Origin of the sequence: Anaeromicropila herbilytica, from assembly GCF_016591975.1 — a bacterium.
In the GTDB taxonomy this organism is placed as follows: domain Bacteria; phylum Bacillota; class Clostridia; order Lachnospirales; family Lachnospiraceae; genus Anaeromicropila; species Anaeromicropila herbilytica.
Genome location: NZ_AP024169.1, coordinates 15001 through 37794, shown reverse-complemented (window position 1 = coordinate 37794; position 22794 = coordinate 15001). Strand labels below are relative to the sequence as shown.

20 protein-coding genes, 7 tRNA genes, 1 rRNA gene and 1 pseudogene (1 of these 29 only partly in view) are annotated in these 22794 nt (G+C 32.0%); 2 read left to right on the top strand and 27 right to left on the bottom strand.

The window, feature by feature from the left end:
• Positions 1-45: 45 nt before the first annotated feature.
• Both bsdtb5_RS00205 and bsdtb5_RS00200 read right to left on the bottom strand, forming a co-directional pair.
• Entirely contained in the window at positions 46-570 is a 525-nt protein-coding gene (locus bsdtb5_RS00205) for a spore maturation protein (RefSeq protein WP_271714048.1), read from the bottom strand.
• Complete coding sequence (locus tag bsdtb5_RS00200; protein WP_271714047.1) at positions 567-1148, bottom strand: nucleoside recognition domain-containing protein; 582 nt, start codon at positions 1146-1148, stop codon at positions 567-569. The genes bsdtb5_RS00205 and bsdtb5_RS00200 overlap by 4 nt, the downstream gene beginning before the upstream one ends.
• A gap of 597 nt (positions 1149-1745) precedes the next feature.
• Here bsdtb5_RS00200 and bsdtb5_RS00195 point away from each other — a divergent pair.
• On the top strand, positions 1746-2006 hold the full coding sequence (locus bsdtb5_RS00195; protein ID WP_271714046.1) for an AbrB/MazE/SpoVT family DNA-binding domain-containing protein: 261 nt from the start codon (positions 1746-1748) through the stop codon (positions 2004-2006).
• Positions 2007-2108: 102 nt separating this feature from the next.
• Here the strand turns inward: bsdtb5_RS00195 and rsmI are convergent, their stop codons facing one another.
• From rsmI to bsdtb5_RS00110, 16 genes and pseudogenes are all read right to left on the bottom strand, one after another.
• Positions 2109-2960 carry a 16S rRNA (cytidine(1402)-2'-O)-methyltransferase gene (gene rsmI / locus bsdtb5_RS00190; protein WP_271714045.1) on the bottom strand — a complete coding sequence of 284 codons (852 nt, stop codon included), beginning with the start codon at positions 2958-2960 and terminating at the stop codon, positions 2109-2111.
• A gap of 135 nt (positions 2961-3095) precedes the next feature.
• Positions 3096-3839, bottom strand: coding sequence for a tRNA1(Val) (adenine(37)-N6)-methyltransferase (locus bsdtb5_RS00185; RefSeq protein WP_271714044.1), 744 nt, complete (start codon positions 3837-3839; stop codon positions 3096-3098).
• Positions 3829-4737, bottom strand: a complete 909-nt coding sequence (locus tag bsdtb5_RS00180; RefSeq protein ID WP_271714043.1) for a PSP1 domain-containing protein — start codon at positions 4735-4737, stop codon at positions 3829-3831. Before bsdtb5_RS00180 ends, bsdtb5_RS00185 begins: the two co-directional genes overlap by 11 nt.
• Positions 4730-5725, bottom strand: coding sequence for a DNA polymerase III subunit delta' (gene holB, locus bsdtb5_RS00175; protein ID WP_271714042.1), 996 nt, complete (start codon positions 5723-5725; stop codon positions 4730-4732). Before holB ends, bsdtb5_RS00180 begins: the two co-directional genes overlap by 8 nt.
• A gap of 24 nt (positions 5726-5749) precedes the next feature.
• On the bottom strand, positions 5750-6190 hold the full coding sequence (locus bsdtb5_RS00170) for a YaaR family protein (protein WP_271714041.1): 441 nt from the start codon (positions 6188-6190) through the stop codon (positions 5750-5752).
• A gap of 205 nt (positions 6191-6395) precedes the next feature.
• On the bottom strand, positions 6396-6992 hold the full coding sequence (locus tag bsdtb5_RS00165; RefSeq protein WP_271714040.1) for a nucleoside/nucleotide kinase family protein: 597 nt from the start codon (positions 6990-6992) through the stop codon (positions 6396-6398).
• The gene (locus tag bsdtb5_RS00160; protein ID WP_271714039.1) at positions 6992-8431 is read right to left on the bottom strand and encodes an aminotransferase class I/II-fold pyridoxal phosphate-dependent enzyme; all 1440 of its coding nucleotides are present in this window, start codon (positions 8429-8431) and stop codon (positions 6992-6994) included. Before bsdtb5_RS00160 ends, bsdtb5_RS00165 begins: the two co-directional genes overlap by 1 nt.
• A 264-nt stretch (positions 8432-8695) precedes the next feature.
• Positions 8696-10622 (bottom strand): annotated as a pseudogene (locus bsdtb5_RS21905) (acetyl-CoA carboxylase carboxyltransferase subunit alpha).
• Positions 10623-10692: 70 nt separating this feature from the next.
• On the bottom strand, positions 10693-12036 hold the full coding sequence (locus bsdtb5_RS00145; RefSeq protein WP_271714036.1) for an acetyl-CoA carboxylase biotin carboxylase subunit: 1344 nt from the start codon (positions 12034-12036) through the stop codon (positions 10693-10695).
• A 15-nt stretch (positions 12037-12051) separates the two neighbouring features.
• Positions 12052-12474 (bottom strand): 3-hydroxyacyl-ACP dehydratase FabZ, encoded by a 423-nt coding sequence (fabZ, locus tag bsdtb5_RS00140; protein WP_271714035.1) that lies wholly within the window; start codon positions 12472-12474, stop codon positions 12052-12054.
• Between the two features lie 52 nt (positions 12475-12526).
• Positions 12527-13030 (bottom strand): acetyl-CoA carboxylase biotin carboxyl carrier protein, encoded by a 504-nt coding sequence (accB, locus tag bsdtb5_RS00135; RefSeq protein WP_271714034.1) that lies wholly within the window; start codon positions 13028-13030, stop codon positions 12527-12529.
• A gap of 43 nt (positions 13031-13073) precedes the next feature.
• Entirely contained in the window at positions 13074-14309 is a 1236-nt protein-coding gene (fabF, locus tag bsdtb5_RS00130; RefSeq protein ID WP_271714033.1) for a beta-ketoacyl-ACP synthase II, read from the bottom strand.
• Between the two features lie 172 nt (positions 14310-14481).
• A complete protein-coding gene (fabG, locus tag bsdtb5_RS00125) occupies positions 14482-15222 on the bottom strand; it encodes a 3-oxoacyl-[acyl-carrier-protein] reductase (protein ID WP_271714032.1) in 741 nt (246 codons plus the stop codon).
• 208 nt (positions 15223-15430) lie between these two features.
• On the bottom strand, positions 15431-16375 hold the full coding sequence (fabD, locus tag bsdtb5_RS00120) for an ACP S-malonyltransferase (RefSeq protein ID WP_271714031.1): 945 nt from the start codon (positions 16373-16375) through the stop codon (positions 15431-15433).
• A 171-nt stretch (positions 16376-16546) separates the two neighbouring features.
• On the bottom strand, positions 16547-16777 hold the full coding sequence (locus bsdtb5_RS00115) for an acyl carrier protein (RefSeq protein WP_271714030.1): 231 nt from the start codon (positions 16775-16777) through the stop codon (positions 16547-16549).
• A 95-nt stretch (positions 16778-16872) separates the two neighbouring features.
• Positions 16873-17838 (bottom strand): beta-ketoacyl-ACP synthase III, encoded by a 966-nt coding sequence (locus bsdtb5_RS00110; RefSeq protein WP_271714029.1) that lies wholly within the window; start codon positions 17836-17838, stop codon positions 16873-16875.
• 845 nt (positions 17839-18683) lie between these two features.
• Between bsdtb5_RS00110 and bsdtb5_RS00105 the strand changes: the two genes are divergently transcribed.
• The gene (locus bsdtb5_RS00105) at positions 18684-19529 is read left to right on the top strand and encodes a YitT family protein (protein WP_271714028.1); all 846 of its coding nucleotides are present in this window, start codon (positions 18684-18686) and stop codon (positions 19527-19529) included.
• 294 nt (positions 19530-19823) lie between these two features.
• Here bsdtb5_RS00105 and bsdtb5_RS00100 read toward each other — a convergent pair whose 3' ends face one another.
• The 9 genes from bsdtb5_RS00100 to bsdtb5_RS00060 form a co-directional block, all read right to left on the bottom strand.
• On the bottom strand, positions 19824-20537 hold the full coding sequence (locus bsdtb5_RS00100; protein ID WP_271714027.1) for an NAD-dependent protein deacylase: 714 nt from the start codon (positions 20535-20537) through the stop codon (positions 19824-19826).
• A 153-nt stretch (positions 20538-20690) separates the two neighbouring features.
• Positions 20691-20763, bottom strand: a tRNA-Lys gene (locus bsdtb5_RS00095).
• Between the two features lie 24 nt (positions 20764-20787).
• Positions 20788-20860 (bottom strand) — tRNA-Phe (locus bsdtb5_RS00090).
• Between the two features lie 24 nt (positions 20861-20884).
• Positions 20885-20958: transfer RNA gene (locus bsdtb5_RS00085), tRNA-Met, on the bottom strand.
• Positions 20959-20999: 41 nt separating this feature from the next.
• Positions 21000-21081, bottom strand: a tRNA-Tyr gene (locus bsdtb5_RS00080).
• Positions 21082-21109: 28 nt separating this feature from the next.
• A tRNA-Thr gene (locus tag bsdtb5_RS00075) sits at positions 21110-21182 on the bottom strand.
• A 5-nt stretch (positions 21183-21187) separates the two neighbouring features.
• Positions 21188-21260: transfer RNA gene (locus tag bsdtb5_RS00070), tRNA-Val, on the bottom strand.
• Between the two features lie 46 nt (positions 21261-21306).
• A tRNA-Asp gene (locus bsdtb5_RS00065) sits at positions 21307-21380 on the bottom strand.
• A 55-nt stretch (positions 21381-21435) separates the two neighbouring features.
• Positions 21436-22794: ribosomal RNA gene (locus bsdtb5_RS00060) — 23S ribosomal RNA — on the bottom strand; it runs 1539 nt beyond the window's last position.

Below are 22794 nucleotides of genomic sequence, written 5' to 3'. Positions count from 1 at the left end.
CTAATAAATTTTGTTTTCTTTATACTTCATTATTTACTTTGTTATCTACATAAAGCCTACAATTATTACACTAGCGATTACCCCGGCAAACGTTGCAACTAATGCTCCTGCTAGTGTATATCTCGTTTTCTTTACCCCTGCTGTTAAAAAATATACAGACATTGTGTAAAATATAGTTTCTGTACAACTCATCATAATTGAAGTTAATCTACCTATGTAGGAATCGGGCCCGTATTCTTTAAATATATCAAGTACCAGACTTGTGGCAGCTGATGAAGAGAACATCTTAATAGTAACTAAAGGAACCAATTGAGAAGGGAAATGCAGCATATCTGTAACTGGCATAATTAAATTAGACAACCAATCTAAAGCTCCGGATGCTCTAAGAATTCCTATGGCTACCATGAGTCCAACTAACGTAGGTATAATTCCAACTACCACCTTTAGTCCATCTTCTGCCCCCTTAACAAAATCATCATAGATATTTACTTTCATTAATAATCCGAATCCAACTACGTAGAACAGAACAAATGGCATAATATAATCTGATATATATAATAAAAATTTCATTTCTTACAACTCCTTCTCGCTATAATTGAAAATAAAACACCAACCAATGTAGAAAAGCAAGTTGCAATTATGGCAGGTCCCAGGATTTCTGTAGGATTTACAGACCCATATTGACTTCGATAAGCAATAATATTAACAGGTATAAGCTGTAGAGAAGAAATATTAATAATTAAAAAAGTGCACATATCTACACTAGCTAGGTCACTATTCTTATTTAATGTTTTTAACTCCTTCATTGCTTTAAGCCCCATTGGCGTTGCAGCCCATCCTAATCCTAGGATATTTGCAATCATATTAGATGCTATGTACTCGTTTACAACATGGTCCTTTGGTATATCTGGAAATAATAATCGAAGAATAGGTTTAAGGGCTTTAGTTAAGGCTCCAATAATACCAGCACTTCTTGCAACATTCATAATACCAGTCCATAGAGACATAAATCCTAGCATGGTAATACAAAGAGAAATTGCTTCTTTTGATGAATTTATTGTTGCTGTACTAACTTCCGATATTCTTCCAGTTAGAACACCAACAACAATACCAATTACTATCATAAATCCCCATAAATAATTTAGCACTAACAACACCTCTATTTTACATGAATTATTAAATTTTATATAAATATATTAGTACTCAAGCTATCTTAGTACTTTTTATAAAATTGCTCGATTATATTATTTATATTTTCTACAACATCTATGGAATACCCAAAAATAATACTTTTTGTTATTTCTATATTATTACCTTTTTTTCCTTAACTTTTTTGTATTTTCCAATTATACTTATTTTTTTACTATTTTTTATGATTAAAATTTTAATATTCTACTAAAATGTATTTATTTTGATAAAAAAATTAATTGAATTAATTACAATTAATTGTAACTTTTTGTAAAATAACATATGTTATTTGTAAATTTTTGTCTCTCTATATTTTGATATACATTCAAAATTAGTTGCCAAAACCCTTTTTTCTCCATCTAATTCTAATAATTAACATATTTATGTTATTTTTGTATTAAAAAACTATTTATTTAAATTTTACATATTCTTTCTTAATTTACTAATATGTGCTTAAAATAGTGCTATATCATGATAATTATTTAAATTGACTTTGAATTCGTGCTATGCTATTTTTATACATGTAGATTATATACATATCAAAGGAGCGTTTTACAATGAAAAGTACAGGAATAGTAAGAAAATTAGACGAATTAGGAAGAATTACATTACCTATCGAACTTAGAAGAACATTAGGTGTTGGAGAAAGAGATCCACTTGAAATCTTTGTTGATGAAGATAGAATCGTATTAAAAAAATACGAACCAGCAGATATCTTTAATGGCGAAAAGAACGAATTAATTGATTACTGTGGTAAAAAGGTTTCTAAAGCTTCAATTAAAGAATTAGCTAAATTAGCTGGTCTTATCGAAGAATAATCCGATACCTACTAACTAAAACATAAAAAGTAGATAAGTCTTCCCACTTATCTACTTTTTTTTGTTTTAGTCAGTATTAAATTGTCGTTATCAATTATTTCATTACTTTTTGTCTTCTTCTAATAAATATTGATAAATTTCTCTCTTTTTCATACCACGTTCTTTGGCAACTACTTTCATAGCCTCTTTTTTATCCATGCCTTGTTCAAGATAAAGATTCATATGCCCCTGAATGGTAAGTTCTCTCCACTTCTCTTGCTCTTCTTCTATGATTTCTTCATGTGTTTTTCCCTCAATTACCAAAACATGTTCTCCCTTTGGCTCATTCAGTTCATAGTGCTGTATCGCTTCCTCAATTGAAGTTAGAAAAGCTTTCTCATACTTTTTGGTTAATTCTTTACATATGGTTATTTTACGATTACCGAGTGCTTCTAAGAGTTCTCGTAGTGTCTTTTTTAATCTATGAGGCGCCTCATATAATATAATTGTTCTAGTCTCATTATTCAATTCATTTAGTATTCTACATTTTTCTTTCTTATCTGTTGGAAGAAAAGCTTCAAAACAAAATCTTCTAGTAGATAGCCCAGACAAAGTTAACGCCGTGATACATGCTACTGCGCCTGGTAAAGAAGTGACTGTTATATTTGCTTCATATGCCCTTTTCACTAACTCTTCTCCAGGATCAGAAATACCAGGAGTACCTGCATCCGTAACTAATGCAATATTTGTTCCCTCTAGCATTTTTTTAACCAAGTAGTCTGCTTTCTCGATTTTATTAAACTCATGATAACTAGTCATAGGTGTTTTTATTTCAAAATGATTTAATAATTTAATAGTGTGCCTTGTATCTTCTGCTGCAATTAAATCAACTTGTTTTAATGTATTTATTACTCGAAAAGTAATATCCTCTAAATTTCCTATCGGTGTTGCACATAAATATAATATACCCGCCATATTCTTCCTCTTAACTGTTCGTTATATTTCGATTACTATAATTGATATTGATAGATTTATAACTATAATCTAGTTGAAATTGTATTGTTTTATTATCAAACATACATTATTTAAAAACATAAAACTTACTTAAATCTATTCTTCATAACCATAGATCTCATTTATATCTTTTTTGTACACATTAGCTCTTTCATAAACAATTAATGGTGATTCTATTTTGACCATTGATTTAGCACCTTTAATCGCCTCTATAAGCACCATATTGGGCTCTTTATTAATATATGGATGAACAAACCTCATTCGTTTCACTTCTAATTTATAGAGGCTTAATGTATTAATAATTTCTATTAATCGAAATGGACGATGTACCATGTAGAATCTCCCGTTATTCTTTAATACTTTTGAACTTTCCCTAATAATATCATCTAAGGAACATAGAAGTTCATGTCTTGCGATTGCCATCTGCATATTTGGATTTATTAATCCATGATTCTCTGTCATATAGGGTGGATTCGTGGTAATAACGTCAAAGGAAGCCCCTCCAAATATCTTAGAGGCTTCCTTTATATCTCCTATTACTACATCGATCTTATCCTGTAGTTGATTAAGTTCTACACTTCTTCTAGCCATATCGGCACTTTCCTCTTGAATCTCTAATGCAGAAAAGTGTTTTCCTTTTGTCTTTGCTTCTAACAGAATTGGTATAATCCCTGTACCTGTCCCTAGATCCAGTGCATTCTCTCCAGCTTTTACTTTAGCAAAATCTGATAATAAAACTGCATCCATACCAAAACAAAACTTCTTCGTATTTTGAATAATTTTATAATTATTTCGATGAAGATCATCAATTCTCTCGTCTGGTAATAAATTATTCATCATTTAATAAAGATTTCCCTTCTTTTTTCTCTAACATCTCAAGGGCTCTTAATTCCTCATCAATTGCCACTTTCTCTTTCTTCTTACGTGGTTTGAACTTGAGGTCTTCTACTTTATATTCTTTTACATCTTTTTCATCATTCTCAAGTGTAACAATAACTTTCACTACTTGTTTTAATACACTAACACTTTGCACTTCACCTTTCAGTCCATCATTCGTGTTAACAAAGTCGCCTACATTAGGTAGCTTACTATTTAATTCTTCATATGCTTCTTCTTCATTTTTTAAGCAACACATAAGACGTCCGCATACACCTGATATTTTTGTTGGATTAAGAGACAGATTCTGCTCTTTGGCCATCTTAATTGAAACTGGTGCAAATTCCGATAAATACGTATGGCAACATAATGCTCGTCCACATATTCCAATTCCACCAACTACCTTAGTTTCATCTCTAACACCAATTTGTCTAAGTTCAATTCTAGTCTTAAATACTGCTGCAAGATCTTTTACTAATTCTCTAAAGTCAATTCTTCCATCTGCTGTAAAATAGAACAACACTTTATTATTATCAAAGGTATATTCAGCATCAATTAGCTTCATATCAAGCCCATGTTTACTTATTTTTTCTAAACATATTTGAAAGGCTTCTTTTTCCTTTTGCTTATTAACTTTTTCAATATCATTATCTTCTTCTGTTGCAATTCGAATGACAGGTTTTAGCGGTTGAATTATCTTCTCATCTTCCACATCTCTTGGTGCAATTACAACTTGGCCATACTCAATCCCCCTAGCTGTTTCAACAATTACATTGTCACCGAGTTTTATCTCAAATCCTGACGGATCAAAGAAATATATCTTTCCCGCTCTTCGAAAGCGTACACCTATAACATTAACCATTTCCATTCTCCTTTAATGTAAGTAACATAAGCTCTATAGCAATATCAAAATTTACATTTGCATTTAAACGGACTTTTGCTTTATCCATCGCATTTACGATTGCTTCAATTCCTTCATATGTTCTCATACTTGCTTGCTTTGATATGAATTTGTATTCTTCACGATATATTAATACATTAGGATTCTTAGTCACCTTAAACATAAGAACATCTCGGTACCATAAGATCATAAAGTCTATATAATCATTGATTTCAAGCTTGTGTTCTGATAATTTCTTAATTGCTTCAATAATCTCATAGATTTCCATGTCATCTATATATTTGAGTATATGAAGAACTTCCTCTTTAATATTTGTAAATTCTTCTGATGAGGCATATCGAATTGCTTTTCCTAGATTACCCTGTGAAAAGATAGCACTTAATTCTGCTAAATAATCTGGAATATGATAATTTACCATTAACTCATTTTTTATGAGTTCAGTACTTATCGTCTTAAGATTTAAGGTAACACATCTTGATAGAATTGTTGGAAGTAGTCTATTTGCATTACTTGTTAATAATAAGATAACCGCATATGCTGGTGGTTCTTCAATTGTTTTTAATAATGCATTCTGTGCTTGTTCTGTCATCTTGTCGGCTTCATCAATAATATATATCTTGTATGGACTACTATAAGGCTTGATTGCAATATCATTATTAATCTGAGTACGTATGTCATCAACTCCGATGCTTGCCTTCTCGTGGACAAGAGTGATGATATCAGGCTGATTCATAGATTCCGCTTGAATACATGATTTACATACACCACATGGATCAATGTCCTTTTTATCACACTGCAGAACCTTAGCAAAGGTATAAGCCAACATCTTCTTGCCAGAACCTTTTTCTCCATTCAAAATATAAGCATGAGATACCTTATTCAATTTAATTGCATTTTGCAAATGCTCTTTGATCTGTTCATGTCCAACAATACTATTAAAATCTAACACGATTCACACCTCTTTTTACTTTTATCAGGTAAAGATATCTAATAACATTCCTCGAATTTCATCAATCTTACTAAGGATTGTCAGATGATCCTTTTCATCTTTAATAAGTTCTGAGGCTAACTCATCTAAATTCTCATCAATTAATTTAATAATACCATATACTCTATGACGGCCTCTTCTATCTAAAAAATTTTCCCTGCTAAATTTATGAGAACGATTTACGACTTCATTCATAAAATCTTTAATTAGGCCTCGATATCTTTTCATATCACGTACATCCATACGTTTTGATATCTTCTTCCCTTGCATCGTAATTTCTTCCATCAACACTTTTAATTTAGCTTGTAGCTCATTTTCTTCAATATTACTTACTAATGTAAATTTAAAAGTTCCATCACTTTCAGGGACAGGAGCTTTTGGTGCAACCTGATTTAGCATCTGTGTTTGATTAACTTTTATATCCATGCTTTTCCTCCCCTATTTAAGAGACTTTATTGCTGTTTGTAGTTACATCTATAATATGTTAATTTCATACAATATTTTTTCACTTACTAATTATATCATATCATAAAATTAATATATATATTTTTAAATTTAAAATTAAAAATAATTTTATATTATCATAAAAATATCCAATATAAATAAATATAAAATTAATATACTAAATCTTTTAATCATTTCTTAATACAGTATTTATATAATTAATTATATCTTGTAAGCACTGCTCCATTGATATATTTGAAAAATGTTGATTCACTTTTGCCTCATCTAAACGTTTTTTACTAAAGTCTTTATCATCTGCCAAGAACCTTCTGCACATCTCTATATACTTAGGCTCTTTCTGTAGTTTTTCTCTTTCCAATGCTCTTTCTAATCGTATTCCGTCTTCTAAATCAATATATATTGGAACTACTTTATCTTCTCCATAATATTCTTTCATTTGTAAAAATGATTCTAATGTTCCTATCATAAGATAATTTTCATGAATAAGATCTATCTGCTCATCATCCACCGTAAAGTAGTTCCATAGTCCATGAATTGTTTCATATGCTCTATGTTCAATTACTTTATTTTGTTTTTTTAATTCATATAGTCTCGCATCATCCACAAAATGATATTCAACGCCTTCCATCTCACCTTCTCGTATTGGCCTTGTTGTGTATGGTACAACAATCTTAAGATCCAATTTCTTATCTTGAATTAATCTTTTAAATATTGTATCTTTCCCAGATGCGCTTTTACCCATTATGACAAATATTTTCGACATTACTTTGTCCTTTCTTCCCTAAGTACTATTATAAACTCTTCATTTACTCCTTTTAATCCTTTTACATCCAAACCACTTTGTTTGTATTCTATCAGTTTCTCTATAAAATCATTACTTATTTCTTCACCTGGTACAATGAGTGGAATTCCAGGTGGGTAAACATACACATATTCTCCACAAATACGCCCATTGGCTTTAGATAATAATATATCTTCTGATTCTTTATGGCTAGCTTCATAAATTGTGTATTTTTGAGTAGTTATAGTTATGCTATTACTATTTGATGTTCTATCTTGAATCCGATAATTATCATCTATTTCAAAATCAATCTCAATAAGAGCACTTCTTAATCTTTCAAAACCTTCCTTTGAATCGCAGATGCTTGTCATTGCTATAACATAATTCATGGATGCCATTTCAAGCTGTATCTTATATTTGTTTAACAGTTTATCATATAACATCTTTCCTGTAATATTAGAATTTTTTGTAGAAATCACGATTTTCGATTCATCAATTGCATAAACATCACTTTGATTTTTCACTGATTCATCTAGAATTGTTAAATGTTTTAACTCTAAGCCCATTTTAAATGTATCAAGATTTTTCTTATACTGTGTAAATAATTCTTCTCCTCTATTCTCTAATAACTCTATACATAGATCAATACTCGCCATGAGTATATAAGAGGGACTGCTGCTTTCATAAATAGATAACATTTTTTTCACTCGTTCATTATCTACAAACTTACCATTTACATGTAATAGTGCAGTCTGCGTAAATGATGGTAATGTTTTATGAACACTATGAATTACAAGATCCGCACCGCTTTCTATACTTGTCACTGGAAAATCCTTTGAAAAACCAAAATGGGCACCGTGTGCTTCATCAATCATTAATGGTACATGAAATCTATGGCATATCTTAGCTATTTTCTTTACATTGGATACAATCCCTTCATAGGTAGGTGACGTAAGGATAACCAGTTTTGTATTTGGATTATTTATCAACATTTCTTCTACTTTTTCAGGTGAAATTCCACCATTTATATCATAATTCTGTTCAATCTGTGGATAAATATAAACTGGTTTAAGATCATTTAGATAAATTGCGTGATATACTGCTTTGTGACAATTTCTAGCTACAATAACAGTATCTCCTCTATTAACTACTGCACTTATTCCACTAAGAATACCTACTGTGCTTCCATTTACTAAGAAGTGTGTATGCTCTGAATGATATAGATGAGCAGCACGTTCCATTGCTTTCTTTAGAACATCATTTGCATCATGAAGGTTATCAAATCCATCTATTTCAGTAATATCTATTTCATAAGGATTAATCATACTCATGATATTTGTATTTCTTTTATGCCCTGGCATATGCATTGGATAATAATCTTCCTTAGCATATGATTTTAGCCTATGGTATAATGATTCCATAATTTTATCTTTCCTTTTTCTTCTTATTATATCTGATTAAAGTTATCTGTACTCTAATTACATCAATTATCCAATTTCCTATAACTTCATTATAAACACATTTATCTTTTATAATCAATTCATTTCGACTTAAAATTACTACATAATGCTAGTTATAAGTTATTCCTAGCTTTTATTAACACTATACTAAGAATTATGGGTAAAATAAAAAGTTTGACAGATCATATTCTATATATCATCAATCAAACTTTCAGTTTCTAATATTTAATTATATGCTTTTCTAAACTTTTCATATCTTAAATTAGTAATCTGTTCTACCGATAGCTGATCCGTCTGACGGAAAAAAGATATCATTTTCTCTTTTAAGTCATTAATAACAACTTCTCTATCATTTTCCACTCCGCCATTTGGCTCTGCAATTACCTTTTCAATTAATCCTAGTTGTTGTAAATCTTCTGCTGTTATTTTCATTACCTTAGATGCTTGTTCTGCCTTTTTACTATCTTTCCATAGAATAGTTGCAAATCCTTCTGGTGATAGTATCGAGTATATTGAATTTTCTAACATCCATACTTCATTGGCAACTGCCAAAGCTAGCGCCCCACCACTTCCTCCTTCTCCTATTACAATTGATAGGATAGGAACTTTTAGCGCAGACATTTCCATTAGATTCTTAGCAATTGCTTCTCCTTGGCCTCTTTCTTCAGCACCCAATCCACAATATGCACCAGGTGTATCTACAAAACATATGATTGGCCTATGGAATTTTTCAGCTTGCTTCATAAGCCTTAACGCTTTACGATAACCTTCTGGATTAGGCATACCAAAATTACGACTAATATTCTCTTTCGTATTTCGTCCCTTCTGCTCAGCAATAATAGTCACGGGACGTCCATCTAAGAAAGCAATTCCTCCTACGATAGCACCATCATCTCCATATAACCTATCTCCATGCAATTCTGTAAAATCATCAAAGATAGACTCAATATAATCTAATGCAGTTAATCGATTCGCACTTCTTGCTATTTGTACTCGATCCCAAGGTTCTAGGTTATTCCATATTTCCATTTTAATTTTATCTATTTTTTGTTCTAATAACATAATTTCTTGTTTAACGTTTATTCCCTCTTTTGAGGACAAATCTTTTAATTCTTCTAACTGCTTTTCCAGTTTTTTAACAATTGCTTCTTTTTCTAACATTAGGAATAATACACCTCCTACCTTGATTCTACTTCATAGTTGTATGGAATTTTAATAATCTATACAATTCTTCCTTTAGATTTTTTCTATCTACTACACGGTCAACAAAGCCTTTTTCCAATAAGAACTCCGCCTTTTGGAATCCATCCGGTAGTTTCTGACCAATTGTTTGTTCAATAACTCTTGGTCCTGCAAACCCAATTAATGCTCCAGCTTCTGCTAATATTACATCCCCTAAAGTAGCAAAGCTAGCAGTTACACCTCCAGTAGTAGGATCGGTTAATACGGTAATATAAAGGAGGCCTTCATCACTATGCCTTTTCAGTGCAGCACTCGTCTTAGCCATCTGCATTAATGATACTATACCTTCTTGCATTCTCGCTCCACCAGATGCTGTGAATATAATGATTGGTAATTTCTTAGATGTGGCATTTTCAATTGCTCTTGTAATCTTTTCACCGACAACCTGCCCCATACTACCCATCATAAAGTTAGGGTCCATTACTGCAATTACTGAGTTTTCTCCTTTAATTTTACCTTCTCCTGTAATAACAGCGTCAATCATCCCTGTTTGTAATTGTAACTTTCTTATTTTATCTTCATAATTAGGAAAATCTAGAACATTTTTAGTCGATAAATTTTTATCCCATTCACTAAAACTACCTTCATCCATTAATAATTGTATACGTTTTTCTGCTCCAATTCTAAAATGAGCATTGCAATTTGGGCAACAATTATAGTTCTCTAATACATCTTTCGTATATAATGTATCTCCACAGGATTCACATCTCATCCACATACCATCAGGTACACTAGGTTTTCGATCTGTTTCTTCTGTTATGTTTTCCTCTAATGATTGTATTCTGTTTTGATTTGTATTTTTATTTTTTAAAACCAAATTGTTTTTAGCCTCAGCAGTAGGCTTTCTTTTTTCATCCGTATATCCATCTAGCGAAATATATTTGGTTTTCTTAAACATTTCTTTTAACATACTCAATTTGCGCCCACGCCTTTCAATTATTAATGACCTATTTATACTTAATTAAATACAATAATAAAGTCTACATATGAAACTCTTTCTCAATAAAGTGAGTACTAATATCTCCTTTAATAAAATTACTGTTATTAATGATTTCATATTGGAAATCAATATTGGTAGTAATTCCTTCTACAACAAACTCACCCAAAGCACTTCTCATTTTTTGTATTGCTTCTTCTCTATTATTTCCTTTAACGATAAGTTTTGCCACCATAGAATCATAGTATGGTGGAATAACATATCCTAAATACATTGCTGTATCAACTCGAATTCCGTTTCCTCCTGGAATATGAAGATTTTGAATCTTACCTGGTGATGGTCTAAAGTTATTCTTAGGATCCTCAGCATTAATTCTACATTCAATAGCGTGGCCACTTAGTTTAATATCCTCTTGATTAATGTCTAACTTTTCTCCAGAAGCTATCTTAATCATTTCTTTTATTAAATCAATTCCAGTGACCATCTCTGTAACCGGATGTTCTACTTGAATTCTTGTATTCATTTCCATGAAGTAGAATTCTCCACTCTTATCTAATAAGAACTCTACGGTACCCGCACTACTATATCCAATTGCCTTAGCAACCTTAACTGCCATGCTTCCCATTCTCTCTCTTAGATCTTCTGAGATAGCAACAGATGGAGATTCCTCCAATACCTTTTGATGTTTTCTTTGAATTGAACAATCTCTCTCATATAGATGAAGCACATTTCCATAGCTATCCGCTAGAATTTGAAATTCAATATGTCTTGGACTTTCTATATATTTTTCTATATACATACTACCATCTGAAAACGCATTTTCTGCTTCTCTCACTGCAGATGTATAATTCATTTCAAATTCGTCTTCCGCGTGAATAATTCTCATTCCTTTACCGCCGCCACCAGCGCTAGCTTTTGCAATGATTGGATATCCTATTGTCTTTGCAAGTTCCTTGCCTTCTTCTATACTATTTACTTTGTCTTTTGATCCAGGAACAACTGGAATCTTTGCATTCATCATGGTTTTTCTTGCTTCTGATTTATTTCCCATTTTATCAATAATACTTGATTTTGGTCCGATAAATACCAATCCACAACTCTCACACATTTCAGCAAATTTACTGTTCTCTGATAAGAATCCAAACCCTGGATGTATTGCTTCTGCTTTAGTACCAATTGCTGCGCTAATAATAGCTTCCATATTAAGATAACTTGATTTTGATGGTGCACTTCCTACGCATACTGCTTCGTCTGCTAATTGAGTATGTAGAGCTTCTTTATCTGCTTCTGAATAGATAGCAACGGTAAGAATACCCATCTCACGACATGCTCTAATAATCCTTACTGCAATTTCTCCACGATTAGCTATTAGAATTTTTTTAAACAATGGTAAGCCTCCTAATTATTTAATAAAAAATGTAAGTTCAGCTTCTGCAACTAATTTATCATCCACGTAAGCCTTTGCTTCTCCAATACCTAAAGGTCCTTTTTGTTTTACCATTTTAGTTACTAGTTTTAATAAACATCCTGGCGTTACTTGATCGCGAAACTTTGCTTTATTGATTCCACCAAAAAAGATTAGCTTTCCCTTATTTTCTTCTTTACTAAGAATTGCGACTGCTCCAGTCTGAGCTAACGCTTCAATAATTAATACACCTGGCATTACTGGTGCCTCTGGATAATGTCCTATAAAAAATGGCTCGTTGTAACTGACTGCCTTATATGCAGTTGCTTCAACACCCTCCACTAATTCAGTAACTCTATCAATTAATAACATCGGATATCGATGTGGTATAATTTCTTGTATTTCTTTGATACCTAGCATATTTTTATCCTTTCCCAACGTTTCAACTTTTGAATTGTTATTTAACACTTTATTAAGCTAATTTAATACGGAAAAGTGGTTGGTTATATTCAACCATTTGCTCATTTTTAGCAAGTACTTCGATAATCGTACCTTCGTAATCACTCTCAATATTATTTAATAACTTCATTGCTTCAATAATACATATAGTCTCACCTTTACGAACAGTATCTCCAGGCTTTACAAAATCAGCAGCATCTGGACTTGATGAACTATAGAATGTTCCTACAATAGGTGATTTTATTTCAACGATATTATCATCTACTTTAGTGTCTTTTTTAGTTTCTATATTAGTACTAATGTCTTCTTCATTTTTATTTATAGATTCAATAATATGTTGCGTTTCTGGCATATAAGTAGTTTGTAGATTTGGCATCACTTGATTGTTTTCAACTACCTGAATCTTGTTATTCACCTTGTTTAAAGATAGCTTAAAACTACCTTCTTCCATATCGAAATTAGTAATATTAGCATCTGATACCGCTTGAATAAGCGTTATAATATTTTGAATATCCATTTCCTATACCTATCCTTTCAAAAATCTATAGCTATAGATCTCTTTATTGGTATTTTTTAATAATTAAAGATGCATTATGACCACCAAAACCAAGGGAATTAGACATGGCATAATTAATACTCAGATTTCTTCCTTCGCCTTTTATATAATCTAAGTCACATTCTGGATCACTTTCAATCAAACCTACTGTTTGATGTACATAACTATCCTCAATTGATTTTACACATGTTATTAATTCAACTGCCCCTGCTGCACCAAGTAAATGTCCTATCATAGATTTAGTAGAGTTTATTGCTAATTTACTTGCTGTTACAGGAAATGCCTTTTTTATTGCTTTTGTTTCAAACAAGTCATTATATGGAGTGCTTGTTCCATGTGCATTTACATACTGTATGTCTTCTTCCTTAATTCCAGCTTCCCCCATTGCAAGTACCATTGCTTTTGATGCTCCACTACCCTCTGGGTCTGGTGAAGTAATATGGTATGCATCACAAGTTGCTCCGTATCCAACTATTTCTGCTAGAATGTTAGCTCCTCTTGATTTCGCATGTTCTAATTCTTCAAGCACTAATACACCAGCCCCTTCTCCCATTACAAAACCAGAACGTTCTTTATCAAAAGGAATAGATGCACGTAAACGATCATCTGATTCATTTAATGCTGTTAATGAAGTAAATCCAGCGATACCAAGAGGTGTAATAGATGCTTCACATCCTCCAGCTAGCATAATATCTGATTCACCATATTTAATAGATCGATAAGCCTCACCAATGGAATTATTAGCTGTTGCACATGCAGTAACAATACTCATACACTTACCTTTTAATCCAAATTGCATTGCAACATTACCTGCTGCCATATTACCAATAACCATAGGAATCATAAGCGGTGACACTCTTTGTGGTCCTTTTTGTAATAATTTTGTTTGTTCTTGTTCAATTGTTCCAAGACCACCAATACCAGAACCAATCATACAACCAAAACGATCTCTATTAACAGATTCAAGTTCAATACCTGAAGATTCCATTGCTTCTTTTGCTGCTGCAATTGCATATTGAGAATTTGGATCCATTCTTCTTGCTTCTTTTCTATCCATATATTTAGTAGCATCAAAATCCTTCAATTCTGCTGCTAATTTTACCTTATGATTTACAGTATCAAATTTAGTTATTGGATTGATTCCTACAGTACCCTTCTTAATATTGTCCCAAAATTCATCTACTGTATTTCCAACTGGTGTTACAGCTCCCATTCCAGTAATTACAACTCTCTTATTCATGAAATTCCCTACTTTCTAATAATTAATACGTTAATAATAATTATTCTTTGTTAAAGTCAAATGTTATTAATAATTAAGTTCTATGAACATTGAATTCTCACAATTACCCAATCTCCCATTACTTAATAATTAATCTGTTTATATTGCCGAACGTTATTTTTTATACTGTGTATTACATTGCAATTCCACCGTCTACCTGTATTACTTGACCTGTAATATAATCTGCCTTACTTGATGCTAGGAAAGTTACCATTTCAGCAATATCTTTTGGATCACCAAGTTTTCTTAATGGTATTGTCTCTTCCACCTTTTTAATTAACTCATCAGAAAGCTTACCTGTCATATCAGTTTTGATAAATCCAGGCGCCACCGCATTCACATTAATTCCTCTTGATGCCAATTCCTTTGCTAGAGTTTTTGTCATCCCAATTAACCCTGCTTTAGCTGAACTATAATTTACCTGACCTGGATTACCTGTGATTCCAGAAACAGATGTAATATTAATTATTTTTCCGCTTCTTTGTTTTAGCATATACTTAACAGCAGCCTTTACAGTATTAAATGCCCCTTTAAGATTAGTATTCAATACAATATCAAATTCATCTTCAGACATTTTAAGAATTAAATTATCTTTTGTAATACCTGCATTATTTACAATAATATCAATAGTCTTATGTCTGTTTACAATATCATCCATAAATACTTTTACTGCATCAGTACTGCTAACATCACATTGATATATCTCACCTTTTCCGCCAGCTGCTTCAATTATACTTAATACATCCTTTGCTGCTGCCTCATTACCACTGTAGTTAATAACTACATAAGCACCTTCTTTAGATAATTGAATTGCTATTTCACGCCCTATACCACGACTCGCCCCAGTTACAATTGCTATTTTATTCTCTAACATAACGTTCACCATCCCTGCCTATTTGTTTTACAATTTGTTTTAATAATTTATTTTTACAATTGATTTTATAATTTTCTGTATATACTTTATAAATTTCTATTTTAAATTCTTTTAGATTTTAAAATGCTCTTATGATTGAAGTTATTTAGTTTAGAGTTCATCTTATTTTAATAAATCTTTTTTAGATTTCTTTAAATTAATACATTTGTTAGTTTTTTTTAATTGATACATTCGTTAGTTTTTCTAGATCTTCTAATTTTTCAATATTAATTACTTCTTTTGTTTTATCAATCTTTTTAATAAAACCACTTAAAGTTTTTCCTGGCCCAATCTCAATAAATCTTTCAACACCATCATTAATCATGTTTTCAACACACTCTTGCCAACGTACACTCTTATATACTTGTTCTTCTAATAATTTTTTTATATTCTCTTTATCAGACACAATTTTTCCTGTTACATTACTTAAGTATGGAATATTCATATCATGTAACTCTATTTTTTCTAATTCCATAGCCAATTTTTCTCCTGCTCCTTTTAGAAGAGAAGAATGAAAAGGACCACTTACATTTAATTCAATAGCTCTTTTAGCACCAGCTTCTTTTAATTTTTCATTTGCTTTTAAAACAGCTACTTTATCACCCGAGATAACAATCTGTCCAGGACAATTAAAGTTTGCTGGTTCAACTACTTTATTTAATTCTTTTGATACCTTTTGACATATTTCTTCTACTTTTTCTTTATCCATTCCTAATATGGCTGACATACTACCTATTCCATTAGGAACCTCATGTTCCATATAGATTCCTCTTTTTCTTACTAATTTAACTGCTTCGGAAAAAGTAAATACTCCATTTGCTACTAATGCACTATATTCGCCTAAACTTAAACCAGCTACAATATCTGGTTTAACATCACTTTTAAGCACTGCCATTAATATACTCACACAAGAAGTTAACATTGCTGCCTGCGTATATTCCGTTTTATTTAATAATTCATTTTCTTCAAAACATAATTTTTGCATATCTAGATTTAATTCCCTAGATGCTATATCAAATATTTCTTTACATTCTGGCAATTTCTCATAGAAATCTCTTGCCATTCCAATATATTGTGATCCCTGACCTGGGAAAATAAATGCTGTCTTAAACATAGATTTCTCCATTCTACTGATATTTCATTATTAAGTAATTTTTATTTTATAATATGTTCTATTTTATATTATTCTCTACTTATCAAATACACTGTTGCAGGTGTGTATAACACACCTGCAACAGTTTCTACTATTAAACAATTAATAATTGGTTTAAGTTATTTTCTTGAATTATTGTAGTTTAGCATCAATATAACTTACAGCGTCAGCTACTGTTTTAATTGATTCAAGATCTTCACTTGGTATTTCAATTTCAAATTCTTCTTCCATTGCCATAGCTAGCTCGAATAAATCTAATGAATCTGCTCCTAAATCCTCTTTGAAATTAGACTCCTCTTTAATTTCACTTTCCTCTACATTTAATTGTTCTGCTACTATTTTCTTTAATTTTTCTAAACTCATGTTATTTCCTCCTAATAATTAATATCAATAATATATTTTAACCCGTGTGATACTTACTAAACATGAATCACTTATGTTAGGGTAAAAAATTTAACTTACCATTCCAACAGAATACTTCCCCATGATAAACCACCACCAAAACCGGATAAAATGATTTTATCTCCGTGTTGTAATTTACCCTCTTTATTTAATTCATCTAATAGAATTGGAATGCTTGCTGCGGATGTATTCCCGTATTTATCTAAGTTCATTGGAAACTTACTCTCTTCCACATTCAATTTCTTAGCTATTGCCTGAAGAATTCTACTGTTTGCTTGATGCAATATGAAATATTTAATTTCATCTAATGCTACATTCGATTTTTCTAATAATTGCTCAATACTTTCAGGTACCTTTTTTACAGCAAATTTAAATACTTCTCCGCCATTCATCTTAATATAATCAGGTTTTTCCTCAATGTCTTGCTGTAAATTATTATGTGATCTGGTTTTACAAATCAACATATCCTTTTTTGATCCATCCGAACCCATAACTGAATAACTAGGTGAAGCTTCATTATTTAACTTTAATATTGCCGCCCCAGCTCCATCACCAAATAAAACACATGTTGCTCTATCCTTCCAATCAATTAATTTAGACATTGTATCAGATCCAATTATTAAAGCGGTCTTACTAAGCCCCGCATTGATATATGCTTCTGCTGTGTTATATGCACATACAAATCCAGTACAAGCTGCACTAATATCAAAGCATAGTGCATTCATTGCTTTGATTTCGTTCTGTACTTCACAAGCTGTACTTGGTAAATAATAATCGCCTGACATTGTACCTACAATTATTAGATCAATATCTAATGGATCAATTCCAGCATCATTAATAGCATTTAATGCTGCGTTTGTTGCTAAATATGAAGTTGTCTCTTCTTTTGCAATCCTTCTCTCTCTTATTCCTGTCCTAGTACTAATCCATTCATCAGAAGTATCTACAAATGTGGAAAGATTATTATTTGTTATTATTTGTTTAGGAAGATAACTTCCGGTTCCAATTATTTTAGCTGCCATTTTCCTCACCAACATCTACTATTATTTATAGTTTGTCATGTAAATTGATTAGTAACTTTATTCTAATCATCTACTAACTCTATAGTTTTTTTATTTATATTTCTAATTTTCTAATTATATTAATTTTGTTTTATCATTTTGTTCTATTTAACCTATTTAATTCAACTTTTTGTAATTGTACTTAAGCCATATTTTGCACTTCATATACTTTGTATTTCAAATACTTTGATATTCAAAGTATATTCAATTAACGTAGTTTTGTCAATCACTTTTTTCTATAATTTATCAATTTGTAATCCATGGTTAACCAGTATATATGGTATAGATCTATTATACTATAACAGAATATATTAGCACTTCCATTTACTTAATTTGTTATATTCTATATAGTTTTCTAATACTAATTTAATTATTCATTCTCACAATATATATATTTATTTAATCATATTTATAAAAATATTTTCCAGTATCATATATTAAACTAAATATAACATTATAAAAATAAAAAGCTCTACTCTATATGAAATATATTAATATAAATATATTTAGAATTAAGGAGATAATTTTATAAATTAACTTGTATAATAAATCTATAATTAACATTGTATTATACTAAAATTCAATTATCTGTTAATACTAGATATTGTAGTTATTATTATAAATAGATTATATAATAACATTATAACTATTTTTGTATTATTATTATGTTAACTTCAATTATATATAATATTATGAATTAATTGTGTAAATTTATTTTTTATAAAAATTATTATTGTTAATATACAAATTGAGTAGTAAAATACTTATGGTATATATTTGAAAATACATTATACAGGAGATGAATTGTGAATATAAAAAACATTAAACAATTTTGTTACTTAACGATTAGTACTCTTATTATGGTTATTGGAATTTACTTTTTTAAATTTCCAAATAATTTTTCATTTGGTGGTGTAACAGGCATTGCAATTGTAGTGGCAAAAACAAAAGTCGCTTCTGCAAGTGATATAGTATTAATAATTAACATAATCTTATTATTAATAGGCTTTTTATTTTTAGGAAAAGGATTTGGAGTAAAAACTGCATACACTAGTCTTTTATTATCCTTTGGACTATCATTTTTAGAAAGAGCTTGTCCAATGAATGCCCCCCTAACAGATGAACCTGTGCTTGAATTAATGTTTGCTGTTGCACTTCCTGCCATTGGATCCGCAATTTTATTCAATATTGGAGCATCAAGCGGGGGTACTGATATAGTAGCAATGTTACTTAAAAAATATACAAATATAAATATTGGTAAATCATTATTTATAACAGATTTTCTTATAACAGTATCAACTATATTTGTATTTAATATTAAAACTGGTTTATTTTCATTAGCTGGACTAATGATAAAATCATTATTAATTGATAGTGTAATCGAAAGTATTAACCTTTGTAAATATTTTAATGTAGTATGCGATGATCCACATGTTATTTGTGAATTTATTGTAAGTGATTTAAACCGAAGCGCATCTATATTAAAAGCAGAAGGTGCATATTCACATTCAAACAAATATATTATACTAACAGCTATGAATAGGCACCAAGCATTAAAACTGAGACAATTTATACGTGAAAACCAGCCTAGTGCATTTATATTAATTTCAAATACAAGCGAAATCATCGGTAAAGGCTTTCGTGGGTTCTAAATAAAAATGAGGAATAGCAATATTACAGCTATTCCTCATTTTTATTTCCATTATATTAGCCCTTTTTCAAGTGCTGAGGTGCGAGATGTGTTGCACCCTCACTAATACTGGCAATAGAAACTTTCTATTTACAATTTTATGATTATCATTTTTCTTTATTTAATATAATTCTTGTTTCATATATTTAATTTTATTATTTTGTTGATATATTTTTTTACTAAACTATTTATTAACCAAACTTTCTTCATAATCTTAATTATAACTTTAATAAATATATACAAATAATTATTACAATTAAATGCTTGAAAATATTTCACCTAAACTATAACGTAATAGTAAATTTGCTCTATCATCATATGGTGTTGCTGACTTATTTATTAAAATTAGCTGCTTTCCTTTATAATGCTGTATTAACCCTGCTGCAGGATATACTGCTAAAGATGTTCCTGCAACTATTAGTGTCTCAGCATTACTTATAAACTCTATAGATTTTTCAACGATGTTCATATCAAGGCCTTCTTCATATAAAACAACATCAGGTTTTATATCTCCACCACAGCTACATCTTGGTATATCTGTAGAATCCAAAATATACTGTGCGTTATAGTTCTTCTTACACTTTGTACAATAGTTTCTATGTACAGATCCGTGTAATTCTAATACATTCTTACTTCCTGCTATCTGATGCAAACCATCAATATTTTGAGTAATAATAGCTTTCAATTTATTTTTATTCTCAAGTTCAACTAACTTATAATGAGTTATATTTGGCTTTGCATCTAAGCATATCATTTTATTTTTATAAAATTTATAAAACTCATTTTTCTTACTAATAAAAAAACTATGACTTAAAATAGTTTCTGGAGGATAACTATATTCATCATTATATATTCCATTTTCACTTCTAAAATCAGGTATCCCACTTTCTGTGCTAACTCCTGCACCACCAAAAAATACTATATTATTACTATTGTTTATAATATTTCTAAATTCACTTACTAAATTCATTTTTCTGCCTTCCTTTTATTATATTATCTTAATACTTGTTCATAACTTAAAATTATTATCTTTATTATTTTTAAGTTTAAATATTTTGCTTTATTGATATAATAATATATAATAATTTATAATAAAAAAAAGACCTTACGGTCCTATATAAAATGAGACACCCGGGGTTCGAACCCGGGACAACTAGATTAAAAGTCTAGTGCTCTACCAACTGAGCTAGTATCCCAAAATCAAATATTTTCATAATAAATGCCCAGAACCGGAATCGAACCAGTGACACGAGGATTTTCAGTCCTCTGCTCTACCGACTGAGCTATCTGGGCAAATTGAATAATATCCAATCTTAATTGCGGGGGCAGGATTTGAACCTACGACCTTCGGGTTATGAGCCCGACGAGCTTCCAGACTGCTCCACCCCGCGATAATATTTAATTAATGCTATTATAATATAATAATAACTAATGGATGGAGAAGGATTCGAACCTTCGAAAGCGCAGCTAACAGATTTACAGTCTGCCCCCTTTGGCCACTCGGGAACCCATCCATATTTTTTATATTAGTTTTCTAATATAAGCCGACGATCGGACTTGAACCGATAACCTGCTGATTACAAGTCAGCTGCTCTGCCAATTGAGCCACGTCGGCATATATGGGACCAACAGGGCTCGAACCTGTGACCCCCTGCTTGTAAGGCAGGTGCTCTCCCAGCTGAGCTATGATCCCTTGGTTTAACATACTTAATTTAATTATCTTTAACTTCTAAAGATTACGACCCAGAAGGGACTCGAACCCTCGACCTCCGCCGTGACAGGGCGGCGCTCTAACCAACTGAGCCACTAGGCCAACAAAGATACTATATATCTTCAAAACTACACATGAATTATTTATCCGTTCATTTTTGGTCAAGCCCTCGACCTATTAGTATTAATCAGCTACATGTGTTACCACACTTCCACCTTTAACCTATCTACCTCGTCGTCTTCAAGGGGTCTTACTTCTAAAAGAATGGGATATCTTATCTTAAGGGGGGCTTCACGCTTAGATGCCTTCAGCGTTTATCCCTTCCAAACTTGGCTACTCGGCCATGCCATTGGTATGACAACCGATACACCAGAGGTTCGTCCAACCCGGTCCTCTCGTACTAAGGTCAGCTCCTCTCAAATATCCTCCGCCTACGCCGGATAGGGACCGAACTGTCTCACGACGTTCTGAACCCAGCTCGCGTACCGCTTTAATGGGCGAACAGCCCAACCCTTGGGACCTACTACAGCCCCAGGATGCGATGAGCCGACATCGAGGTGCCAAACCACTCCGTCGATGTGAACTCTTGGGAGTGATAAGCCTGTTATCCCCAGGGTAGCTTTTATCCGTTGAGCGATGGCAATCCCACTTTATACCACCGGATCACTAAGTCCTACTTTCGTACCTGCTCCACCCGTCGGTGTCACAGTCAAGCCTTCTTCTGCCTTTGCACTCTTCGAATGGTTTCCAACCATTCTGAGAAGACCTTTGAGCGCCTCCGATACTCTTTCGGAGGCGACCGCCCCAGTCAAACTCCCCACCTGACATTGTCCTCTACCCGGATCACGGGTACAAGTTAGAAATCCAATACTACAAGGGTGGTATCCCAACAGCGACTCCGTGACAACTGGCGTCATCACTTCTTAGTCTCCCACCTATCCTGTACAGATAGTACCGAATCCCAGTATCAAGCTAGAGTAAAGCTCCATGGGGTCTTTCCGTCCTGGCGCAGGTAACCAGCATCTTCACTGGTATTTCAATTTCACCGGGTGCATTGTCGAGACAGTGCCCAAATCATTACGCCTTTCGTGCGGGTCGGAACTTACCCGACAAGGAATTTCGCTACCTTAGGACCGTTATAGTTACGGCCGCCGTTTACTGGGGCTTAAGTTCAAACCTTCGGATTACTCCTAAGCTCTCCCCTTAACCTTCCAGCACCGGGCAGGCGTCAGCCCATATACTTCACCTTGCGGTTTTGCATAGACCTGTGTTTTTGCTAAACAGTTGCTTGGGCCAATTCTCTGCGGCCTACTTTCGTAGGCACCCCTTCTCCCGAAGTTACGGGGTCATTTTGCCGAGTTCCTTAACAATGCTTCTCCCGTCGGCCTTAGGATTCTCTCCTCATCCACCTGTGTCGGTTTACGGTACGGGTACAATAAAAACAATAGCGGCTTTTCTTGGCAGTAAGTCCATCAGCTTCCCTACTTATATTTCGGTCCGCATCACGTCTTCCCAT